Annotated in this window: 17 protein-coding genes, 8 tRNA genes and 1 rRNA gene; 25 read left to right on the plus strand and 1 reads right to left on the minus strand. The window is 31.5% G+C overall.

Annotated features, from left to right (window positions below; translation table 4 throughout):
- From Q349_RS01395 to rpmA, 16 genes are all read left to right on the plus strand, one after another.
- Positions 1-1637, plus strand: a 23S ribosomal RNA gene (locus Q349_RS01395); the annotation flags it as partial.
- Between the two features lie 1092 nt (positions 1638-2729).
- Positions 2730-2806 (plus strand) — tRNA-Pro (locus Q349_RS01400).
- A 6-nt stretch (positions 2807-2812) separates the two neighbouring features.
- A tRNA-Ala gene (locus tag Q349_RS01405) sits at positions 2813-2889 on the plus strand.
- Positions 2890-2895: 6 nt separating this feature from the next.
- A tRNA-Met gene (locus Q349_RS01410) sits at positions 2896-2972 on the plus strand.
- A 21-nt stretch (positions 2973-2993) separates the two neighbouring features.
- Positions 2994-3069 (plus strand) — tRNA-Ile (locus Q349_RS01415).
- 3 nt (positions 3070-3072) lie between these two features.
- Positions 3073-3165 (plus strand) — tRNA-Ser (locus Q349_RS01420).
- 29 nt (positions 3166-3194) lie between these two features.
- A tRNA-Met gene (locus Q349_RS01425) sits at positions 3195-3270 on the plus strand.
- A 4-nt stretch (positions 3271-3274) separates the two neighbouring features.
- Positions 3275-3350: transfer RNA gene (locus Q349_RS01430), tRNA-Asp, on the plus strand.
- Between the two features lie 4 nt (positions 3351-3354).
- A tRNA-Phe gene (locus Q349_RS01435) sits at positions 3355-3430 on the plus strand.
- A 93-nt stretch (positions 3431-3523) separates the two neighbouring features.
- A complete protein-coding gene (locus Q349_RS01440) occupies positions 3524-4012 on the plus strand; it encodes a hypothetical protein (RefSeq protein WP_036464238.1) in 489 nt (162 codons plus the stop codon).
- 8 nt (positions 4013-4020) lie between these two features.
- The gene (gene ileS, locus Q349_RS01445; RefSeq protein WP_036464240.1) at positions 4021-6687 is read left to right on the plus strand and encodes an isoleucine--tRNA ligase; all 2667 of its coding nucleotides are present in this window, start codon (positions 4021-4023) and stop codon (positions 6685-6687) included.
- The gene (locus tag Q349_RS01450) at positions 6687-7553 is read left to right on the plus strand and encodes a signal peptidase II (protein WP_051616735.1); all 867 of its coding nucleotides are present in this window, start codon (positions 6687-6689) and stop codon (positions 7551-7553) included. Before ileS ends, Q349_RS01450 begins: the two co-directional genes overlap by 1 nt.
- Before the next feature lie 77 nt (positions 7554-7630).
- Positions 7631-9322, plus strand: a complete 1692-nt coding sequence (locus Q349_RS03280) for a YitT family protein (protein WP_051616737.1) — start codon at positions 7631-7633, stop codon at positions 9320-9322.
- Between the two features lie 67 nt (positions 9323-9389).
- On the plus strand, positions 9390-9641 hold the full coding sequence (locus Q349_RS01465; RefSeq protein ID WP_051616738.1) for a hypothetical protein: 252 nt from the start codon (positions 9390-9392) through the stop codon (positions 9639-9641).
- Between the two features lie 121 nt (positions 9642-9762).
- A complete protein-coding gene (rplU, locus tag Q349_RS01470; protein ID WP_036464243.1) occupies positions 9763-10062 on the plus strand; it encodes a 50S ribosomal protein L21 in 300 nt (99 codons plus the stop codon).
- Between the two features lie 14 nt (positions 10063-10076).
- On the plus strand, positions 10077-10337 hold the full coding sequence (gene rpmA / locus Q349_RS01475) for a 50S ribosomal protein L27 (RefSeq protein WP_036464246.1): 261 nt from the start codon (positions 10077-10079) through the stop codon (positions 10335-10337).
- 26 nt (positions 10338-10363) lie between these two features.
- On the opposite strand, the gene Q349_RS01480 is transcribed toward rpmA, so the two are convergent.
- A complete protein-coding gene (locus tag Q349_RS01480) occupies positions 10364-11092 on the minus strand; it encodes a DNA-processing protein DprA (RefSeq protein ID WP_036464249.1) in 729 nt (242 codons plus the stop codon).
- A 153-nt stretch (positions 11093-11245) separates the two neighbouring features.
- On the opposite strand from Q349_RS01480, the gene Q349_RS01485 reads away from it, so the two are divergent.
- The 9 genes from Q349_RS01485 (at position 11246) to lgt (ending at position 23761) form a co-directional block, all read left to right on the plus strand.
- Positions 11246-12283, plus strand: a complete 1038-nt coding sequence (locus Q349_RS01485; RefSeq protein ID WP_036464252.1) for a 2-hydroxyacid dehydrogenase — start codon at positions 11246-11248, stop codon at positions 12281-12283.
- The gene (locus Q349_RS01490; RefSeq protein ID WP_169734565.1) at positions 12276-13283 is read left to right on the plus strand and encodes a hypothetical protein; all 1008 of its coding nucleotides are present in this window, start codon (positions 12276-12278) and stop codon (positions 13281-13283) included. Before Q349_RS01485 ends, Q349_RS01490 begins: the two co-directional genes overlap by 8 nt.
- 48 nt (positions 13284-13331) lie before the next feature.
- Positions 13332-14072, plus strand: coding sequence for a nuclease-related domain-containing protein (locus Q349_RS01495; protein ID WP_036464257.1), 741 nt, complete (start codon positions 13332-13334; stop codon positions 14070-14072).
- Positions 14059-16209 (plus strand): Tex-like N-terminal domain-containing protein, encoded by a 2151-nt coding sequence (locus Q349_RS01500; RefSeq protein WP_036464258.1) that lies wholly within the window; start codon positions 14059-14061, stop codon positions 16207-16209. The genes Q349_RS01495 and Q349_RS01500 overlap by 14 nt, the downstream gene beginning before the upstream one ends.
- A 114-nt stretch (positions 16210-16323) precedes the next feature.
- A complete protein-coding gene (uvrB, locus tag Q349_RS01505; RefSeq protein ID WP_036464260.1) occupies positions 16324-18321 on the plus strand; it encodes an excinuclease ABC subunit UvrB in 1998 nt (665 codons plus the stop codon).
- A gap of 81 nt (positions 18322-18402) precedes the next feature.
- A complete protein-coding gene (locus tag Q349_RS01510; protein WP_036464262.1) occupies positions 18403-18924 on the plus strand; it encodes a hypothetical protein in 522 nt (173 codons plus the stop codon).
- 7 nt (positions 18925-18931) lie between these two features.
- Positions 18932-21775, plus strand: a complete 2844-nt coding sequence (gene uvrA / locus Q349_RS01515; protein ID WP_036464264.1) for an excinuclease ABC subunit UvrA — start codon at positions 18932-18934, stop codon at positions 21773-21775.
- A 50-nt stretch (positions 21776-21825) separates the two neighbouring features.
- On the plus strand, positions 21826-22755 hold the full coding sequence (gene hprK / locus Q349_RS01520) for an HPr(Ser) kinase/phosphatase (RefSeq protein ID WP_036464265.1): 930 nt from the start codon (positions 21826-21828) through the stop codon (positions 22753-22755).
- Positions 22748-23761, plus strand: a complete 1014-nt coding sequence (lgt, locus tag Q349_RS01525) for a prolipoprotein diacylglyceryl transferase (protein ID WP_036464266.1) — start codon at positions 22748-22750, stop codon at positions 23759-23761. The genes hprK and lgt overlap by 8 nt, the downstream gene beginning before the upstream one ends.
- Positions 23762-23763 lie beyond the last annotated feature (2 nt).

The raw sequence follows: 23763 nt of genomic DNA on the forward strand, positions 1-23763 counted from the left end.
AAGTCAGACCGTGAGGACTGGTGGAGCGCTTAGAAGTGAGAATGCCGGTATGAGTAACGATTCGTGGTGAGAATCCACGACGCCTATTGGGAAAGGTTTCCTGGGCAAGGTTCGTCCACCCAGGGTTAGTCAGGACCTAAGGAGAGGCTGAAAAGCGTATCCGATGGACAACGGGTTAATATTCCCGTACTATCTATGACTGTGATGGAGTGACGGAGAAGGATAGCACTACCCATTATTGGATTTGGGGGTAAGCTTAAACTGGTGAACATAGTTAAATGCGTGTTCTATAACCGGGATAAGTGATGCATAGGCGCATGCTGAATTGTGTGATTTCATGCTTCCAAGAAAAGCTTCTAAACGTTAAACTCATAGATACCTGTACCGAGAACGGACACACGTTCCCAAGATGAGTATTCTAAGGCGAGCGAGAAAACTAGTGTTAAGGAACTCTGCAAATTAACCCCGTAAGTTCGCGAGAAGGGGTGCCATCTTGATGGCCACAGTAAATTGTGAGGGGCAACTGTTTATCAAAAACACAGCTCTCTGCTAAATCGTAAGATGAAGTATAGGGGGTGAAGCCTGCCCAGTGCCCGAAGGTTAAGCAGATGTGTTAGCTTATGCGAAGCATTGAAGTGAAGCCCGGGTGAACGGCGGCCGTAACTATAACGGTCCTAAGGTAGCGAAATTCCTTGTCGGCTAAATACTGACCTGCACGAAAGGCGCAATGATCTCTCAACTGTCTCAACACTAGACTCGGTGAAATTATGGTCCCAGTGAAAACGCTGGGTACCCGCATCAAGACGAAAAGACCCCATGGAGCTTTACTACAACTTCGTATTGGAACTTGGCCTAACATGTGTAGGATAGGTGGGAGACTATGATCTTAAGGCGCTAGCCTTAAAGGAGTCGTCCTTGAAATACCACCCTTGGTATGTTGAGTTTCTAACCTGCTACCGTTATCCGGTAGGGGGACAGTGCGTGGTGGGTAGTTTGACTGGGGCGGTCGCCTCCTAAAAGGTAACGGAGGCGTTCAAAGGTACACTCAATACGGTCAGAAACCGTATGTAGAGCGCAAAGGTAGAAGTGTGCTTGACTGCGAGACCTACAAGTCGAGCAGGTGCGAAAGCAGGACTTAGTGATCCGGCTGTACGTCATGGAACGGCAGTCGCTCAACGGATAAAAGTTACCCTGGGGATAACAGGCTTATCTTGCCCAAGAGATCACATCGACGGCAAGGTTTGGCACCTCGATGTCGGCTCATCGCATCCTGGAGCTGGAGTCGGTTCCAAGGGTTTGGCTGTTCGCCAATTAAAGCGGTACGCGAGCTGGGTTCAGAACGTCGTGAGACAGTTCGGTCCCTATCTGATGTGGGCGTTGGAATATTGATGAGAGCTGCTCTTAGTACGAGAGGACCGGAGTGGACGTACCGCTGGTGTTCCTGTTGTTTCGCCAGAAGCATAGCAGGGTAGCTAAGTACGGAAAGGATAACCGCTGAAAGCATCTAAGTGGGAAGCCTCCTCAAAGATAAGTATTCCCTTGAAATTCCTTGTAGACTACGAGGTTGATAGGATGGAAGTGTAAGTGTAGTAATACATTCAGCTGACCATTACTAATAAATTGATAGGTTTAAAAGTTAAGATGTATTTAGACATTTTAATGAATTATTTTCATCATTACTATTCAGTTTTCAAAGTGCATTATGTGCGCAAGCACATTTTTTTATGCTTTTTTAGATTGAATAATGATTCTGGATTAATTTGCAAATTAAAAAATTAAGTTTAATTTTGTAAAACTTAAACATTCAAGGGTAAGTATTAGATTTTAATTTTAATAGTTACTCAGAGAAGGCTCAATGACCAGATAATAAAATATTCAAATTGGATTATCCAATTAAATAATTCTAAAAATTTTTTCTAAAGAATATTTTGAAATTGATTTAAATGAATTTAAAAGATATTTTTGAATATAGAGTTTATTTTTGCTTCTTTTATTTAAAAAAACAAAATATAGTTAATTACAAAAGTTTTAAATGATAATTACTCATCGAAAACTAATTTAGTAGGCTCAAATTTGCAAATTTAAGGACATTATTACCAGTAAAATTAATAATTTATTCAAAAGTAAATTTTTTAAAAAACTTACATTAAATTGAGTCACTTACCTTTTTAATTAAAACTGATTATTTTTTATTTTTTGTATAGTTTTTAAATTTCAGAACGTAATAATACACATTTTATTTTCAAAATTGATTAACTAATATTAAATTGTTATCAAGCATGTTTAGAATGAAATTATTTTATATATAAAATATTCAGATGCTATTATTAATTTTAGACATCAAGTTTGAATCATTAATTATTTTTATTTGATTCAATCAAGAGAAAATTTGATTTTGAGTTATCCAGAAAAAAGTTCTAAACAAAAATCAATTTCTAGAGAAAAGTTAGAATTTATTATTTTAGTGTTAAAATTTATTCTTTTATTTTAGAAAATTTATTTTTAATCTTTTGAAAATAAAAAGTAGAGGATCTTTTAATCATTTATTAAAGTTAATTGTTGAATTTTTAATAAAAAAATATTTAATTAATCATTAATTCTAGTTTTATGTTATAATAATACGGCAAGCTGAAAAAGTAATCACTAAAAAATATAAATTTTTGTTTTAAAAAAAATAAAATTGATGTATAATAAGTATGTTCCTAATTGACCAATTTAAAGAACATCTTGGAGAAGTAGCTCAGCTTGGCAGAGCGCTACGTTTGGGACGTAGTGGTCGCAGGTTCAAATCCTGTCTTCTTCACCATTTTATGGGGGGTTAGCTCATTTGGCTAGAGCGCCTGCCTTGCACGCAGGAGGTGGTGGGTTCGAATCCCATACTCTCCACCATATTATGGCACTGTAGCTCAGTTGGTTAGAGCATCCGGTTCATACCCGGAAGGTCATGAGTTCGACTCTCATCGGTGCTACCAAAAAAAGAAACAATAGGAAGAGGACCCATAGCTCAATGGTTAGAGCAACCGGCTCATAACCGGTCGGTTACAGGTTCGAGTCCTGTTGGGTCCACCAAAAGGGTGATTACCCAAGTCTGGCTGAAGGGACTAGTCTTGAAAACTAGCAGGGGCTTCACGGCCCGCGGGGGTTCGAATCCCTCATCACCCGCCAACACTCTAAATTAAAAATTTAATTAATATAGCGGAGTGGAGCAGTTGGCAGCTCGTCGGGCTCATAACCCGAAGGTCACAGGTTCAAGTCCTGTCTCCGCAACCAAATTGGTCCAGTGGTAAAGTGGTTAATACGCCTCCCTGTCACGGAGGAGAACGCGGGTTCGATCCCCGTCTGGACCGCCATTAAGGCCTTGTAGCTCAGTTGGTAGAGCAACAGATTGAAGCTCTGTGTGTCGCTGGTTCGATTCCTGCCGAGGCCACCAAAAAATACTCTATTTTATTTGCTATTTATAGTCGGTAAAATAGAGTATTTTTTTCTTTTTTAGTATAATATAAAAATATTATAAAGGAGTGCTATGAAGTGGCAAAAAGTATTTAAATTAATTACCTTTTTATCGGTTCCAAGTATTAGTGTACTGATGGCTTCATGCACTACTTCTAAATTTAAATATGAAGAAGAAATTTTAAGTTCTATTAATGAAATGCCTTATGAGCAAATTAAACCTATAATTTATTTTCCGGATATTTCGGTAAGTAAATTAGAGCCGCGTCGCGAAAATTATACCGCTGAGGCACTGGATGCTGCAGGGTATATTGTGGCCCAATCCGTGCAACTTGACAATGGTCAAGTTTTAAGTAGTGAGATTATTAATGTTAGACAAGAAATTAATTCAAATAGTGCTGAAATTACAACTCTTTGACGTTTGAGTAATCTACCAGAAAATATTACTATTTCTAAAACCTTTACATACACACATTTTAAACCTATTAAACCTAATCACGAACATTATATTCATTCAAATAGCAAACTTGAAATCAAAGAAGCTTTATTAAAATATAATTAGGAGTTATTATGCAAGATTATAAAAAAACTTTAAATATGTCGCAAACTGATTTTGATATGCGCGCTAATTTAACTACCAAAGAACCTAAGTATCGCCAACAATGATTAGATTTAGATATTTATAATAAATTACTTAAAAGAAACCAAAATAATACTCCATTTGTTGTACACGATGGTCCTCCATATGCTAATGGAGATTTACATTTAGGACATGCTTTAAATAAAATTCTTAAAGATATTATTGTACGTTTTAAAAGCATGCAAGGATACTACTCTCCATTTGTAGCTGGTTGAGATACACACGGATTACCAATTGAACATAAAATGCTTACTGAAAGTAATTTAAAGCAAGAGCAAATTTCTAAAGTAGAATTAAGAAAACAAGCTACTAAATATGCTCTTGAGCAAGTAGCTAAACAAAAAGAACAATTTTCACAATTACAGCTACTTACTGATTTAAAAAACATTTATATTACATTAGATAAAAAATACGAAGCAAGACAACTTAAATTGTTTAAAAAGATGGTTCTTGAAGGTTTAATTTATAAAGGTCTTAAACCAGTTTATTGATCTCCTTCATCTAAGAGTGCTTTAGCAGAAGCAGAAGTTGAGTATCAAGATGTTGTTTCGCCTTCAATTTATGTTTCTTTAGAGGTTGTTGCCTCAGAAGATAAACATATTAATGTTGGTGATGAGTTAATTATTTGAACAACAACACCTTGAACATTGCTTGCCAACGCTGGAGTGGCTTATGGTGAAAATATCGAATACCTTAAAGTGGCAATTAATGGACATCATTATATTTTAGCTTCAGCTCTCTTTGAAGATGTATCAGCTAAATTAAATTGAGAAAATCCTGTAGTTATTTCTTCATTTTTAGGAAAAGATATTGCAAAGGTTACTTATTTAACTCCAATTATGAAATTTGAAGCGCCAGTAGTTGCCGGACACCATGTAACGGTTGAATCAGGAACCGGATTAGTTCACATGGCTCCTTTATTTGGAGAGGATGACTACCAAATTGGAAAAAAACATAATTTAGAAATGATTATGCACGTTTCTGATGAAGGAATCATCGAAAATACTAACACTGACTTTGATGGGTTATTTTACGAAGATGCCAATAAAGCTGTTTCACAATTTTTAGGTGATAAAATGCTGGCATTTAAACGTATTAAGCACTCATATCCTCATGATTGAAGAACTCACAAACCAATTATTTATCGTGGTACTCCACAGTGATTTGTTTCAATTGATAAAATCAAACCAGTTATTTTAAATCAAATTGATAACCATATTCATTCATATCCTGCTTGAGGTCTTAAACGTCTTAGATTAATGATTGAAAATCGTTTTGATTGAACTATTTCACGTCAAAGAAGTTGAGGTGTACCAATTACTATTTTTTATGATCAAGATAAAAATCCTGTTATTGATGAGGCTATTTTTAATTATGTAATTGATTTAGTAGAACAACACGGAAGTGATGTTTGATTTGAGTGAGAAACTGATCAATTACTTCCTGAACAATACCGTGGCAAAGGATTTACACGGGAAATGGATATTATGGACGTGTGATTTGATTCTGGGGTTTCATCAATGGCAGTGAAAATTCCTGGCGTAGAAGCTCCTTATGATGTTTACCTAGAAGGTTCAGACCAATATCGTGGATGATTTAATTCATCAATTATCAATGCAGTTGCTTGAAATGGCAAAACACCATATAAAAACTTAATTTCTCATGGTTTTGTTTTAGATGCTAAGGGTGATAAAATGTCTAAATCTAAAGGAAATGTAATTTCGCCGCTTGAAGTAGTCCAAAAACAAGGTGCTGATATCTTACGTCTTTGAGCAGCTAATAGTGAATATTCAAATGATGTAACTATTTCGCAAGATATCTTAAATCAAAATACCGAAATTTACCGTAAATTAAGAAATACTATTCGTTTCCTTTTAGCTAATTTAAGCCAATATCACTACCAAGAAACTAAGCTTACCGGAATTCATGCTTATATCTTTGAACAATTAAAAGAAACCCAAAATAAAGTTTTAGAAGCTTATAATGAATTCAAATTTATTAATGTAGTTAAAATTATTAATAATTATGTTGTTGAGCTTTCTGCTTTTTATCTTTCAATTATCAAAGATTTACTTTATGTTCAAGAGGTTAATCATCCTGAACGTTTAATGGTACTTTATAACTTACACCACATTGTGAATTTCTTAGTTAAATCACTTGCTCCGGTGCTACCTACCACTGCTGAGGAAGCTTATTCATTTATTAACAAAGACAATAAATATGAATCAATTTTTCTTGAAGAACTTTATAAAGAACCAGTTGAGGTTAATTATGATTTAATTAATCAATTTGAAGAATTCTTCAAATTAAAAGATCAGGTTAATATTTTAATTGAGCAAGCAATTAAATCGCAAGAAGTAAAACGTAGTAATGAATTAAAACTTACTTTAAATACTTCATCAGAATTTCTTCAATCACTTGATTTAAAAATGCTTTTACAAGTTGGTGATGTGGAATTTGGTGATCACACACAAGTAACTAAATTTGATTCACAAAAGTGTTTAAGATGTTGAAATCACTTTTATCCAGAACAGATGCAAGGTGATTTATGTATTAATTGCAACAATATCGTATCCCATTTTAAGGACAATAACTAATGATCGCGAAAATCAAAACCCACTTCAAACACCAAGCGATTCGTGACCAAAATTTTCTTCACAGCTTCATTAAACATATTAAAACTAACAAAAAAACAATTATTTGAAACTATGTTATCTTTTTTCTTATCTTTGGAATTTTTCTTGCACTAGATCAAATTACTAAAGCGACTTTATTTGTGCATGGAGATATTCACCAAGGAATTATAGGTACAGATGGTCGTTTACAAGTAACCATTATCAATCCTGATGGAAAAGAAGAAATGCTTTTAGCTGAGCAAATCAATCCTTATTCATACCAAAACTTCTTGCCATTTTTAGGAATTAGAAGTATATGACATGGTGGAGTAACTTTTTTGCCTGATTCAGTTCCAAGCTGAGTTATCCAATTAATTAGTATTATCATTTTTATCATTACTTTAGTTATTCCTCTTTATACACAAAAACGAAATCGCTTTTTAATTGTTTTTGTGGCTCTTTTGGGGGCAGGAGATTTAGGAAATGCTTTAGATCGCTTTTTGTTTAATGGTCATGTTAAAGATATTTTATATGTAATTAATCCATCAACAGCTAAGCAACCTGATACTAAATTAGGCGGTTCTACTTTTAATGTTGCTGATTTAACTATTTTTCTTGGAATTATTCTTTCGGTTATTTCCTCAGTCGTTATTATTGTTAGAGATTGAAGAGAAGAAAATAAGCAAGAAAAGCAAGAGCAAATAGAAGAAACCAAAATTATTTCGCAATTAAAAGCTCAAGAAAAAGTTCTAGATTTAGTATCAAAAGTTCATTTTAATAATAAAAGAAGAACACAAAAAATCCTTAAATCACGAAGAATGAAAAATATCAACAGAAGAAAAAAATAAGAGGTGAAACTCTTATTTTTTTCTTGACTTTAAAGTATAATTTTTTTGTTTACATTTTGATTATTTTAAAGGTGATTATGAGTAAAGAAAATAGTAATACGCCCGCTGTTGATGATCCACAAGAAGTGGTTCAGAATCAAGGTCCTGAAAATTGCCAACAAGCATGTGAAACATCACAAAAAGAGTACAAACAACAAATTAAAAATCTTTTTAGGTTTTTAAGTTTTTATCGAAAAACTCCTCATCTAGATGCTTCAAATCAACTTGAATATTCTAGAGTAGCCCAGGAGATGAATATTTTAAATTATAAGATGGGTCAGTATTTGAGTAATACTGCTAATACTCAATTTAATTTTAAAATTCTTTTCAAACGTTATTGGTATCGGCTTTTAATGATTATTTTAGCCGCTTTTATTTTTAACTTTGGAATCCAAATTTTTGTTGTCCGTGGTGATACGGTTCCATCTGGTTTTAGTGGAATTCCAACTTTATTGCAGATCTTTTTTCCAATAGTGCAAAAGTATTTTGCTCTAATTTATATTGGAATTAATTTGCCTTTGTTTTTAATTTTTTGAGGAAAGATTAAGTGAAGTTTTTTGATTTTGACACTATTTTTTATGGTGGTCCAAATTAGCGCAAACTTTATTTTTACCGATGAAAAAATCTCATTATTTTTAATGAAAAGCATTGCCTTTACTACTGATGAGTTAACTCTTAATGATTTGCAAAGCTTTATTAGATATCAAAGCGAAATAACTAACGGGGAAAATGTTGAGCATATCAAAAATCTTTTAGGTACAGCACAAACCACTAATGATCTAAAAATTTTGGCTAATTATTTAACTTTAAATGATTTGCAAAATTTTGTTCAACATCAAATTAGTAATAACCAATCTCAAAGCGTAGAGCATTTACAAGAATTATTAAAACAATATCAAAATGAACCAAATGGTTTGATACAAATTCTTACTAACTTAAATTCAGAAGAACTTAATCATTTTGTTCAATATCAAACTTTTGTAGCTGCACCAGAAGGGATTGGTTCAATCAATAATTCCTTAATTAGTGCACAAAATCAAATAGAAAGTTTAAGACTTAAAAAAGTTTTAAATAACTTAACTAATCATGAATGAGTAAGTTTAATGAAATTTAAATGATACTCAACTGGTAATAGTTGATCTTTTTTGATTAATTCTTTTATTGGATCATTTGTTATAGGTACATCTATTGCTATTACTTGAAAAGCCGGGGGTTCAACCGGTGGAACTGACATTATTGCATATTACTTTATTACTAAAAGTAAAAAATCAATTGGAAAAGTCTGAAGTATTTTTTCATTTACTTCATCAATTATTTTTCTTATTATTTGAGGTTTTGTTAAACCAAATTACTCTCCAGATTGAAAAGAAACGCGAATAATTTTTGGTGTTAGAGAGCTTTCGACATTTTGTTATATTTTGATTAGTTCAACGGTTATTAACTTAATTTATCCAAAATACAAAAAAGTAAAACTAACTATTGTTTCAAGTGATATTAACCAAGTTGTAGCTTACTTTAAATTAATTAACTATTGACATGCTTACCAAATTATTAAATTTACATCTGGATTTACCGGTAAAGAAAGTTACAAAATTGAAACAGTTGTCTTACTTTTTGAAACTAAAAATATTATTTATGATCTTAAACTAATTCAACCTAATATTTGAATTAGTATTAACCCGGTTTATAATATTATCGGAAAATTTGATACCAAATTTGTTGATGATTAGAAGCGAAAGCTTCTTTTTTTGTCATTTTGTTATTAAAAAATTAAGACTTATACGGAAGGAGGTATTTATGAAGTTACAAGACCTTAAAAGAGTTGATGAGCAAGAATTAAAACATATTCAACCCGGCTTTGCATTAGTAGCTTTGATAACGGCAATTCCAACTATTGTTAATGCTATTGCCTCGGTAGTAGGATTAATTAAAACTTCTTTAACTGATAATGGTGAAATTAAAGATAAAATTAACACTTTTAAGTGGGATAATAGCAAAAAAGAAACTGCCAAATCAAGCCCTAATTTAAACAAATATATTAGTTTTTAATTTTGAAAAATTAAAGGTTTTTGTATAATGATATTGTTACTTCAAGTAACCGTTCTGAAGAGGTTTTTTCAAAGCTTTTATGCTACCTCAAAGACGAGCCCACTATGGAGGTATTGCAATTATGTTAGCAATTATCGAAACAGGTGGTAAACAAATCCGTGTAGAAGAAGGATCAGTTATCTTCGTTGAAAAACTTGAAGGTGCAGAAGGTTCAGAAGTAAAATTTGATAAAGTTTTACTTGTTGATACTAAAATTGGTCAACCTTACGTGGAAAAAGCTGTCGTATCAGGAATTATCGAAAAACAAGGTAAAGCAAAAAAAATCGTTGTATACCGTCACAATGCAAAATCTACTCACAAAAGAAAACTTGGACACCGTCAACCTTATACACGTGTAAGAATTACATCAATTCAAGGATAATAGGTACTTAGAAAATGGCAAAAACAAAAGCTGGTGGTTCTACTAAGAACGGCCGTGATAGTCATAGTAAACGTTTAGGTGCTAAGTTAGGTGATGGACAATTTGCAACAGCAGGATCAATTATTTACCGTCAAAGAGGAACAAAAATTTTCCCAGGTGTAAATGTTGGTCGTGGTGGTGATGATACATTATTTACCAAAATCGATGGTTATGTAAAATACGAAAGCAGAAGAAACAGAAAATTTGTTTCAGTTTACCCAGAAAGACAAAACTAAAAAAATGCTCCTTTAAGGAGCATTTTTTATAATCTGGATGCATCTACTTTAGTTACTAAGTTTGCTCCATTTTGAATTAAAGTGTTATTATAATCTTCTAATTTAGTTCCTGGAAAACAATTAATATCTATGCCTTGTGCTAAAAAGCAGCTAATGAGATGATCGGCTTTAGTTTGTGCGATAGTAGAAAAGATTAATACTTGATCACAAAGGGCAGCGGCAAACATGTTAGATTCTTTAAAGTATTGGCGTTTTGGGTGCGTAAATAGTGGATATAAAGATAAGTATAATTCATTAGAATCAATATCGTTAGTAACATTATCTAAACCAGATTTAAGAATATAAACAATTTTCCCTCCTAATTTTTGAAACTCTTTAATAATTTTCTTTTCGCTGGCAAATTGATTAGTTACTAAGACTGAATTTTTTGCAATAATTGGTAAATTATTGTGAATATATTCTTCGATAATAGGATCTTCTTTTTCATGAATTAAGTAAATTTTATCGTACTTAGAATCAAGCAATTCTAAGTTTCCTTTTGCAAAAAATCCAAAGGGAGGATAATCTTCTTTAAGCAAGCGAATGGGATAATTAGAATTATAAATATCGATAAATTCAATCTTTGAGTTTTTATAAATCTCAGCAATATAGTTAATATCCTTTGAATCTAATTGGTCAGTTTTACGCATTTGTTGATAAATTAAAAAGGTATTTGCTTGGAACTTGTGGATTAGGTAAAGTAAAATTTTATTCATTAGACCTCCATTATTGTCTTAATTTTTTTTCATAAAAAGACAAAGTTTTTTATGGTAAAGATCTCATATTCCTTTTTCTATGTTTCAAATAAGCAATAAAAATTTTTAAATTTTTATATAATTAAAACAACTATATTAAATAGGAGATATTTTATGAAAATTGCATTTTTTGACGCTAAAGATTATGATAAAAAATATTTTGATAAATATAATAACGGAAGACACGAGATTGTCTACTTTAAAGAAAACTTGAACTTAGAAACAGTTAAATATGCAAAGGGATTTGACGCTGTTTGTGGTTTTGTTAATACATATGCTGATAAAGTGATTTTAGAAGTTTTAAAACAATTAGGTGTTAAATTCTGATTACAACGTTCAATGGGATATAATAAAGTTGATATTGCTAAAGCAAATGAATTAGGAATTGAAGTATTTAGAATTTTTAACTATTCAGCTGAAAGTGTTGGTGAATTTGCTATGACACTTTTAATGACACTTAACAGAAATATAGTAGTGGCTAATGATCGTGTAAGAAACTACAACTTCTCATTAAATGGACTTGATGGACGTTGCATTAATTCATCAACCATTGGTGTTATTGGTTCAGGTAAAATAGGGCAAACTTTCATTAAAGCAGCTAAAGGAATGGGGGCAAGAGTTATTGTTTTTGATGCATTTGCTCAAGAAAACTTCCCTGACTTAGCTGAAAAATTTGGTTTTGAATTTGTCTCACTTAGCACTTTACTTAAAGAAAGTGATTTTATCTCATTACATGCTCCATTATTACCTTCAACAAAATATATTTTAGATGCTGAAGCTGTTAAAATTATGAAACCAGGTGTGGTTATTATCAATACTTCAAGAGGTGAATTAATGGATATTACAGCAATGCTTGAAGGGCTTAAAAGTGGAATTATTCGTGGTCTTGGAACTGATGTTCTTGAAAGAGAAGAAGGAAGATTCTACGAAGATATTTCTGCACAAAAATCAGAATTTGAACAAATGGATCCACAATGAAAAGAACTTATTGAAATGGATAATGTTTTAATTACTTCGCACCAAGCATTCTTAACTGATTTAGCTCTTACTCAAATTGCTAAAACAACATTAGAAAATGCAGATCTAGCAGAACAAGGTAATTTCGAACGTGCATTAAGATTAATGGACGATGGAAGAATCAAGAATGGATAAACATTTACAAAAAGGCTTTTGAAGTAACTTTAAAAGCCTTTTTAGTTATTTTAATTTAACTAAAGAAAAACGCTCGCAAGCTCTTAAACCAATTGATATTTATACTTGAATTATCAATGGATTTAGTGAATTTTTAGGAAGTTGCTTTATTTCGCTTGGAGTAGTTTTTTTATCACTTAATATAAACCATCAATCACTAGAATATAAGGTTTTTCTCAATCCAGTATTAAGTGGGCTTTTTGTTGGTTTTTGTGTTGTAGGAATTGCAATCTTAGTTTTTAGTCGTTGAAGTTGTGATCTTAATCCAATTGTGTCTTTAACGAGGTATTTAAAAGGACAAAATAACGGATGGTATACTTCGTATAAGATTTTTGCACAAGCAGCAGGTTCTCTTTTAGCGGTTGCCTTTTTATTTGGTATAAGCAAAGGGATTTCACGTGATAGTGCATTAACTCCTTATAATTTTCCAATTGATGTTTTTCCAATTTCCAATACTTTTATTGGCAATCCTATTGACTCAGAAAATATGAATGCTACAATTGGTATTCTCGTTGTTATTTTTGTAGAAATTTTAATTTTTCTAGTCATTTTATTTGGGTATTTTTATTCAAGAAGCTCAGAAAAATATCGAAATTTCTTAATTATTTTTGCAACTATTACAGGATATTGATTATCATCGGTTTCAACTAGATCTTTAAATGTTCCTTTAACAATTAATCCAATTATTTCAACAACGCAAAATGTGCTATATTTAAGTTATTGAATTGATAATAAAATAACTTCTGATGCCTTAAAAGGAACAACCTACTTTATTTTTTCTGCTAATGGATCTTCGATAGCTACGGTAGCAATTTGACTTTCATCAGCTATTACCCCTTTTGTGTATGTATTCTTACAAGGGTTGTTTAATGTCTTTTTAGGACCTATTTGTACTAAATGTATTACTTACAAAAATAATGCAGAAGAAAATCTTATTCAAGATAACGATCAAGTGAGTTAACGAAAAATCTTTCGTTAACTTTTTGTATAATAAAAAATAGGGGTGCACATGCATTTAATACATCAATTTCAAGAGCTTAACCAATCTGAAAATATCACTTTGTCAAATTCAAATACTTATGTCATTATAAGTGTTGTTTTAATTATTCTTATCTTTATAGTTGCTCTTTTAAGTTGATTTTTCGCATATAAAAAGAAAAAGAAAAGCCAAAGTCAACCAGAAGGTCTACGTTTTGAAAATGAGGTTTCTGATTATTTAGAAGAAATCCTAAAAAAAACTGATTTTGACTTTATCCGTTCTACTTTATTTTCATATGATTCTAAAATGTATGAAGTAGATGGAATCTTAATTAGTAATTCCTTAATTGTTGTTGTTGAATCCAAGGCTTTTCATGGCACCTTGCAAGGAGATTCTGCACAAGAATATTTAACACTTTCATCACTTAATAACAAAAAAACAAGCTTTAAAAATCCGATTCTACAAAACGAGAAGCACATTCTTCATATTTGAAAAACATTGGGCAAAAAAATTCCTATTGCTTCTTTGGTTGTTTTTCCAGATGATTTAAATATCCAAATTAGTAATTTAGATAGTCACGTTATTTTAACTAATGTTAATAAGCTAGAAAAAGAAATTTCCATGCTACATGAGTTTTCAAGACAACAACCACCACAATTTAGAAAAGAAAGCATTATTTCTTTACTAAGAGCTTTAAGTGCCAAAAGTAAATCTGAAAAAAAGAAATTCGAAAAAATCATAAATAGAAAAGGACAACATGCAAAGAAATAACTTAGCAATTCAACAAGTATCCAAAGAATTAAATGTAACCGAACAACAAGTGCATACCATTTTAGATATGCTTGAAAATGGGGATACGGTACCATTTATTTCGCGTTATCGTAAAGATGTTACTGGCGGCTTAGTTGATGAACAAATTTATAAAATTGAAGATCTTTTTAAGTACCAAAACGAACTTCAAAAAAGAAAAGAAAAAATTATTGAATTTTTAAAAGAAAAAAATCTTTTAACAGAAACGATTAAACAAAATATTATGCAAGCTACCACTAAAAGTGAAGTTGAAGCTATTTATCAACCTTATAAAGAAGGTAAAATTACTAAAGCTTCAGAAGCTATTGCTCTTGGTTTAGAGCCCTTAGCGCTTGCAATTTTGAATAACAAAAAACCACAATTTGACATTGAGCATGAAGCTAAAAAATATTTAAATGACAAGATTAGCAGTGTTGAATTTGCAATAGAAAATGCAAATTATATTATTGCTCAAATTTTTTCACAAGATCTAGAGCTAAGAAATATTCTTAAAGAAGAAATTTTAAAATTTGGGGCAATACTAACTAAAGTTAATCCTAAAGCAATCGATGAAAATCAAACATTTAAAAATTATTACAATTACAAGGTTCCAATTAAGTACATTAAAAACCATAACGTAATGGCAATTAATCGTGGAGTTGAACAAAAGATTTTAAAGATAAGCTTTGAATATAAGGTTGAATTTTTAATTAATAAAATTCTTTATAAATATGATCGAAAAAAACTTAATCAAGCAAATCTTTTACCAGCTGTTGAAGATGCACTTAATCGTTTAATTTTACCAAGTATTGAAAGGGAAATTTTTGGGGATCTTTTTGCTGAAGCTGAAAGCAAATCTATTGAGTTATTTTCAAATTTAGTTGAAAAAATTCTTAATGGTCCAGCAATTACCGGACATAATATTATTGCCATTGATCCGGCTTTTGCTAATGGGTGTAAGTTAGCTACTTTGGATGATAAAGGAAACTTATTAGCTGAAGTGGTTAAAATTTATCCACCTTTTGCGGCTAAATTTACTTCAACTAAAAATGTTGAAAGAGCAAGTCAAATTACTTTAGATTTAATTAAAAAACATCATGTTACCATTATTGTCATAGGAAATGGAACAGCTTCAAGGGAAACGGAACAATTTATTGCTGACTTAATTAAAGAGCACAATTTACAAGTCAAATACGCAATTGTATCTGAGGTTGGCGCTAGTGTGTACTCGGCTTCTGAATCAGCTAGAAATGAATTCCCTAATTTAGATGAACAACAACGTAGTGCAATTAATATTGGTCGGAAATATCTTGACCCGCTTAATGAATTAGTTAAAATTGATCCTAAATCACTTGGTGTAGGTCAATACCAACATGATGTTAACCAAAAAGAATTACAAAAATACCTTGATTTTAAGGTACAAAAAGTAGTTTCTTCTATTGGTGTAGATTTAAATAGTGCCACTGTTGAAATTTTAACTTATGTTCCTGGTTTAAGTAAAACTAATGCTAAAAATATCTTACTTTATAAAGAAGAACAAGGTCAATTCACTAATCGTAAAGAACTTAAAAAAGTTAAGGGAATTGGACCAAAAACCTTTGAGCAAGCAGTTGGATTCTTGCGTATTTTCAACTCAGAAGAGTTTTTAGATAAAACCTTTATTCACCCAGAATCTTATAAATTAGCTAAAAGCATTATTAAGGACTACAAACTTCAACCAAATGAAAATGGAATTGATGTTTCTGGATTAAAAATTGAGGAACTTACTCAAAAATATGACTCTAACCATTATGAAATTGAGTTAATCCTTAATGCCTTCTCTCAACCTACAAAATTAATTCGTAATAGCAAAGATGGGTTTATTTTAAAAGATTCTATTACCAAAGAAGAGGACTTAAAAGTAGATATGGTTATTGAAGGTACGGTTGAAAACGTCACCGATTTTGGAGTTTTTGTTTATATTGGGGTTAAGAAAAACTTATTTATTCATACATCAAATTTAAAATTAAACAAAGACCAAAATCCTGTAGATCTTTATTATCCAGGTATGGTTATTAGAGCCAAAATTGATGCCATCGACCTTGAGAATCACAAAATTGCCGGAAGTATCGTTGATTAACAAAAATAAATACCTATTAGTAATGAGGTATTTATTTTTTTATAAAGTTTTAAATTAAAGCTAGAGCAACAACTTTTGTTTGTTTTCTATAACAAGGTATAATATACCTTAATTATGGGAATTTTTAAATTAAAAGCAGACTATCAACCAAAGGGAGACCAACCTAAAGCAATTTCTGAAATTTCGCAAGGAATTAAAGAAGGGATCAAGGACCAAGTCCTTTTAGGGGTCACAGGTTCAGGAAAAACCTTTACAATCGCAAATGTTATTAAAGAATTTGACAAACCAGTTATTGTCCTTTCTCATAACAAAACACTTGCAAGTCAACTCTATAGCGAATTAAAAAGTTTCTTCCCTGACAATGCTGTTGAATACTTTATTTCTTATTTTGATTATTATCGTCCAGAAGCATATATGCCCAAAACCGATACATATATTGAAAAAGATTCTAAAACTAATGAACAAATTGAAATTTTACGTTTAAGCGCGATTAATTCGCTTTTAACTCGTAAAGATACTATTGTGGTGGCTTCAGTTAGTGCTATTTATGGGGCACTCAATCCGCAAATGTATAAAGAATCATTTTATCTTTTTTCAGTTGGGCAAGAATTATCAATTCGTGATTTTATTTCGCAATTAATTCAGATTAAATACAATCGTAATGATGTAGATCAAAACCCAGGTGAATTTACCGTTAAAGGTGATCTTGTTATTATTAGACCAGCTGATAGCGAAGATCAAGCTATTAGAATTTCTTTTTTTGGTGATGAAATTGAGGAGATTGCTATAATTGATCCCTTAACTAAAAACCTCATTAAAAAAGTAGATGTGTATCGCTTATCACCTGGAAATGCTTATGCAACTGAAAATTCAATTTATGATCAAATTATTCCTCAAATTGAGCAAGAACTATCACAACAAATTAAATATTTCAAAGATCAGGGAAAACTTTTAGAAGCAACAAGATTAAATCAAAGAGTCAAAAATGATATCGATGATATGAAGGAATTTGGGATGTGTAAAGGGATTGAAAATTACTCAATGTACCTTGACCAAAGAACTTTTGGTGAGCGTCCTTATACGATTTTGGATTATTTCCCAGAAGATGCTTTGATGTTTATTGATGAATCTCATATGTTCTTGCCTCAGCTCAACGGAATGTATAAAGGTGATAGATCACGAAAAGAAATGTTGGTCAATTATGGATTTCGATTACCTAGTTCCTTAGAAAATCGTCCACTTCGTTTTGAAGAGTGAGAAACAGCTTTTAAGTTTAATAAAGTCTACATCTCTGCAACACCTGGTGATTATGAGTTAGATAAAACTGAAGGAGTTGTTACACGTTTATATGTTCGTCCAACCGGATTGATTGATCCTGAAATTATTATTAAGCCAACACATAATCAAATCGAAGATATCTATAATACCATTATTGAACAACGTAAAACTAATGAAAAAACAATTATTTTAAGTGTCACTAAAAGAATGTCTGAAGAATTAAACAATTATCTCTTAGAACGTGGAGTCAAATCAGCATATATTCATTCAGAACATAATACTTTTGTTCGAAATGAAATTTTGCGTAAATTAAGAGCCGGTATTTATGAAGTTATTGTCGGAGTTAATTTACTTAGAGAAGGAATTGACTTGCCGGAAGTATCTAAAGTTATTGTTTTAGATGCTGATAAAGAAAGTTTTATGAGAAATGCTCGGAGTTTAATTCAAATTACTGGTAGAGCTGCCAGAAACGCCAAAGGGCAAGCGATTTTTTATGCTGATCACATTTCTAAAAGCATGCAAGAATGTATTAATGATAATAAAGAAAAACGGGCATTACAAATTGCTTATAACAAAAAGCACGGAATTATTCCAAAAACAATTATTAAGCCAATTCCAGAACCTATTCATGGACATGATATTATGAATGCTGTTCAAGTTTTATTGGATAAAAGTCAAAAACACAATAATATAGAAATTAAAAAACCAAAAAATAAAGAACAAATTTTATCTGAATTAAAAAAACAAATGGATGAAGCAGCACGCTCACTAGATTATGAAAGAGCAATTGAATTAAGAGACATTCTTTTAGAGCTCCAAAACCAAAAAAGTTAAATTTTTGAAAAATTTCATGAAAAAATTAACTTTTTCATATTTTTAATATTTTAAGAGTATAATTCTAGTGGAGAAAAAATTATGAATTATACTTATAACGAAATTAAAGAAAATACTGATGCAATTTTGTATCAAAGTATTGATGTTGTATCACTATACAACTCATTTAGAAAAATATTATCTAAATTACCATTGGAAGATCAAACCTTACATTATCATTTAACTCATTCTAATTTTGATCGTAATGACAATTTTTCTAGCAAAATCTATGATTTTGTAGTTGCGTTAGGTTATTTGGTTGCGACCAAAGCTAACTCAGAAAAAGTTTCAGAAGAAATTAGAAAGCAAATCCAAGATGCTAATGATCAAATTAACCAATTAAATATTGAGACCTTTGATCAAGTTCTAGCAAATTTAAAATTAAAAGAAAGTCTACATCAAATTGCAAAAGACCTTTTTGGTTTTATTAGAATTGATGGAATGGCCAAAGATTTAATTTTACTAGTTGATGGACTAGATATTTTTGATGCTAAAACCAAAGAACTTATTGGTTCTACAACTTTGATTTTAGCACCAGTTAATGGGTGTGATCTTCCTTTTTAGGAGGATTATGTCTACAAGAGACCAAATTGTTATTAAGGGAGCACGTGAAAATAATCTTAAGAATGTTTCTTTAGTGTTGCCAAAAAATAAATTAATTGTCTTTACAGGACTTAGTGGTTCAGGGAAAAGTTCATTGGCCTTTAATACAATTTATGAAGAAGGACGAAGAAGATATGTCGATAGCTTAAGCAGCTATGCTCGTATGTTTTTAGGAGGAACTAAAAAACCTGATGTGGAATCAATTGAAGGACTTAGTCCCTCAATTTCCATTGAACAAAAAACAACTTCAAATAATCCGCGTTCAACAGTAGGTACAGTAACTGAAATTTATGATTATTTTAGATTACTTTTTGCACGGATTGGTAAAGCTTTTTGTCCAAACCACAACATTGAAATTACCTCGCAAACATCAAAAGATATTCTTCAAGAAATTTATAAATATCCTGAAGGAACAAGAATTATTATTTATGCACCACTTGTTGACCAAGAAAAAGGAACCCACCAAAATCTCCTTGAAAAATTACGTCAAGAAGGATTTTTAAGAGTTAATATTGATGGTCAAGTCATGTTGCTTGAGGATAAAATAGAACTTAATAAAAACCAAAAACACACTATTGATTTAATTATCGAAAGAGTCGCTTTAAGTGAATCAAAGCAAAGCCAAATTGCTCAATCAATTGATTTTGCTACCGAAAGAGCAAATGGTTTAGTAAAAGTTGAAAATACTCAAACTGGCGAAGTTAAAACTTTTTCAAAAAATCATGCATGTATTTATAAGGATTTTAATATAGGAAAAATTGAGACTCGTTTATTTTCTTTTAATGCTCCTTATGGAATGTGTGCAAACTGTAAAGGTTTAGGAGTTGAGTTTAAGGCTGACTGAGATTTAGTGGCTCCTGAAGAATGAAGAAGCATCGGTTTAGGCGGGATTAAATATTTTGAAAAAACAGTTAATACCCAAAACTTAGAATGACAAGAATTCGAGGCTTTACTTAATCACTACGATATTGGTCTTGATGTACCTCTTGATGAAATACCAGAAGAGAAACTCCAAAGAATCAAATATGGATCTCATGAAGAAGTTGAATTTGAAACGGTTTCCTCATCAGGAATCAAAAGAAGACATAAGCGCTTCATTGAAGGGATTTTAACAAAAATTGAGCGTTTATATTATGAAACTTCTAGCGAAATGATTCGTGATTGACTGAAAAAATATATGGGATCATTTGCTTGTTCAACATGTCATGGAGCTCGTTTAAATAACAATGCATTAGCCATTCGTGTAGCAGGCAAAAATATTTATGAATTTACGAAAATGTCAATTGAAGATTCTCTTGATTTCATCCAAAAAATTACTCAAAATTTTACTGAAAATGAAAAACAAATTTCAAGCATAGTCACCAAAGAAATTATTGACCGGTTAACTTTTTTAAAAAATGTAGGTTTAGAATACTTAACTTTAAATCGTAATGCTGAAACACTTTCGGGTGGAGAAAGTCAACGGATTCGTTTAGCAACTCAAATTGGTTCGAATTTAACTGGCGTACTTTATGTTCTAGATGAGCCTTCTATTGGTCTACACCAAAAGGATAATGAAAAATTAATCCAAACATTACGTAAAATGGTCGAAATTGGAAACACACTAATTGTTGTTGAGCATGATGAAGATACAATTTTTGCAGCGGATCATATTGTTGATATAGGTCCAAAAGCAGGTCTAGAGGGCGGAAAAGTTATTGCTTCAGGTTCCTTACAAGATATTACTGACGTAGAAGAATCTATTACAGGTAAGTACCTTTCGGGTGAATGAACAATTGAAGTACCAACTAGCCGAAGAAGCGGAAACGGAAAAACCATCGAAATTATCGGGGCCAAAGAAAATAATTTAAAAGACATTAATGTAACTATCCCACTTGGAAAATTAGTAGCTGTAACCGGAGTTAGTGGATCAGGTAAATCTACTTTAATTAATGAAATTCTTGTTAATGGAGCTCAAAGTAGTATCGGAATTGCACAATCACTAAGTAAACCAAAAGCTAAATTTAAATCAATTAAAGGACTGGAAAACATCGACAAAGTTATTCCTGTATCTCAAAGTCCTATTGGAAGAACTCCTCGTTCTAATCCTTCTACTTATACAGGTGTTTTTGATGATATTCGTGATATTTATGCAAACGTAGAAGAATCTCGTGTGCGTGGTTATTCAAAAGGTCGTTTTAGTTTTAATGTTCCCGGCGGAAGATGCGAAAAATGTTCAGGAGATGGTTTTATCAAAATTGAGATGCATTTTCTTCCTGATGTTTATGTTGCTTGCGATAATTGTGATGGAAAAAGATATAACAGAGAAACCTTAGAAATTAAATATCGCGATAAAAATATTGCTGATATTTTAGAAATGAATGTTGATGAGGCATTGGTTTTCTTTGAAGCAAAACCTAAAATTATTGAAAAACTAAGTATTTTAAAAGATGTAGGACTCGGATATATTAAACTTGGTCAAATGTCAACTACTTTAAGTGGTGGTGAAGCCCAAAGAGTTAAATTAGCAACTTATTTACAGAAAAAACCAACCGGGAAAACGCTTTATGTTTTAGATGAACCAACAACGGGACTTCATACTCATGATGTTAAAAAACTCATTAGTATTTTAAATAGAATGGTAGATACAGGAAGTTCTGTTGTAGTTATTGAACATAACTTAGATGTTATTAAATCATCTGATCACATTATTGATTTAGGTCCAGATGGTGGAATTAAAGGTGGAAGAGTTATTGCTAGCGGGACACCTGAACAAGTATCTAAATCAGAAGTGAGCTATACCGGAGAATTTCTTCGTAAGGTACTTAACTAAGTCTTATAAATATTGATATAATTAAAAAATAATTTATAAGGACTAAGAAGATGCAAAAAAACAAGATGTTTGCTTATGATTTAATTAAATATTTTGAATTAAAGATTATTAACGAAGATTGTGAACCTTTAAACCGTCAAATTCTTTCACCAGCAATTAAAAGAGTGGGGTTAGAACTTTCTGAACGAGAAGGTCATGAACGTTTATCGCATAACGTCATTGCATGAGGCACTAGCGAAAGCCGTTATTTTGATCGAATTGGCGAAACTGAAACACGTTTAGCTTTAGAGAATATTTTTATTTATAGTCCGCCTTTGGTTTTGCTTTCAAAGGGGATGTCAAAGAAAAATGTTGAAATTATTAAATCCATTTCAAGTAAATATAAAATTCCGGTTTCATATAATGAGTATCAATCAAGCGCTTTTACAACTGCTTCCATTGGTGCTTACTTAAATGAATTCTTTGCCGAAACTGTCCAAGTTCATGGTTGTTTAATGATGGTTAATGCAACTGGTGTTCTCATTATTGGACCAAGTGGTTCAGGAAAAAGCGAGGCCGCACTAGAACTTGTGCAAAAGGGACATATTTTCGTTTCTGATGATGCTGTACTTGTTAAAGACTTAGGTAACCAATTTGTTGGTTCATCTCCTTATATTACAAAAAACTTTCTTGAAGTTCGCGGAATAGGTGCAATTGATGTTAAGTATACTTACGGTGTCAAATCAATTGCTAACTCTTGTGTTATTAAATTAGTTATTGAATTAGTTCAAAAAGAAGAGCAAAATAAATTAGATCGTTTAGGAATTAGTTTTCTAAATTATCCGATTATGTCGCGAAGCATAAAAAAAATCCAAGTGCCTGCCAAAGAAGGTGGTTCAGTTGCTTCTTTAATTGAAGCTGCTGTAAGCAGTTATTTAGCAAGGCACGAAGGTTATAGTGTCATTGAAGAAATTGAAAAAAGGAGATTAGAAGATGAGTAATTTACCAGTTCCCAGTTATGTTCCGGATTCTCCAATAGTTGCTGGTACACCAAGGTATATCTTTCAAAACTTATTTGGAATTCAAGGTTTTGATTTTAGGGTATATTCATTTATGATTATGCTCGGAATTATTGCTTCAATTCTTACGATTTTATTTTTCTGATATCGTGAAAATTACAAAACAGAAATTCTCTTAACCTTTGTTATTATTGTTGTTCCTTTAGCCATTATCGGAGCTCGTTTAGGATATGTTGTTGAGGCATTACTTTATGAAGCCGAACCCTTTAAAAACTCCCATTGGTATGCCGCTTGAGATGGAGGGCTATCAATTCAAGGTGGGATTATTCTTGCTGGAATCGGCGGAATGTTGTACGGATGAATAAAAAGAGATGTTATTGATTTTCGTAAAGTAATTAGTATGATTATTCCGACGATTTTAATTGGTCAATTTGTTGGTCGTTGAGGAAACTTTGCTAACCATGAATTGTACGGTAAAATCGATTGATCTGGAAAATCATCAATTATTTGAGGACAAGTAATTGCTGATAATATGTATATTTCTGATAGCTTAACTGACAGCATGAATCTAGAAGGAGCTTATCGCTATCCGCTTTTCTTATACGAAGGACTAGCTAACTTATTTGGATTTATTTTAATTGTGTGAGTGTTTAATCTTTTTGGTATCTTTAAACCAGGAACACACGCAACCTTTTATTTAATTTGATATGGAACTGTCCGTTTAGCCCTTGAACCACTTCGTCAAGATTCATTTGGTCTTTATACTAATGTTTCTCTTGTTTTTATTATTTTAGGAACAATTGGATTTATCTATTTCCAATTCTTATCAAGAGTGAAATACGATGTAAAATGAGTTAAATATCGTTGAGTATATTCATATACTGATGAACTTAAATATCTACAGTATGTAAGCAAAACTTCTCCAAGAGGTCTTATCTATTTATTTAAAGATAGATTTCTTAAAAATGAACTTATTTATAAAGGATAGTT

The sequence above is a fragment of the Mycoplasmopsis sturni DSM 22021 genome (assembly GCF_000701485.1).
GTDB lineage: Bacteria > Bacillota_I > Bacilli_A > Mycoplasmatales > Metamycoplasmataceae > Mycoplasmopsis > Mycoplasmopsis sturni.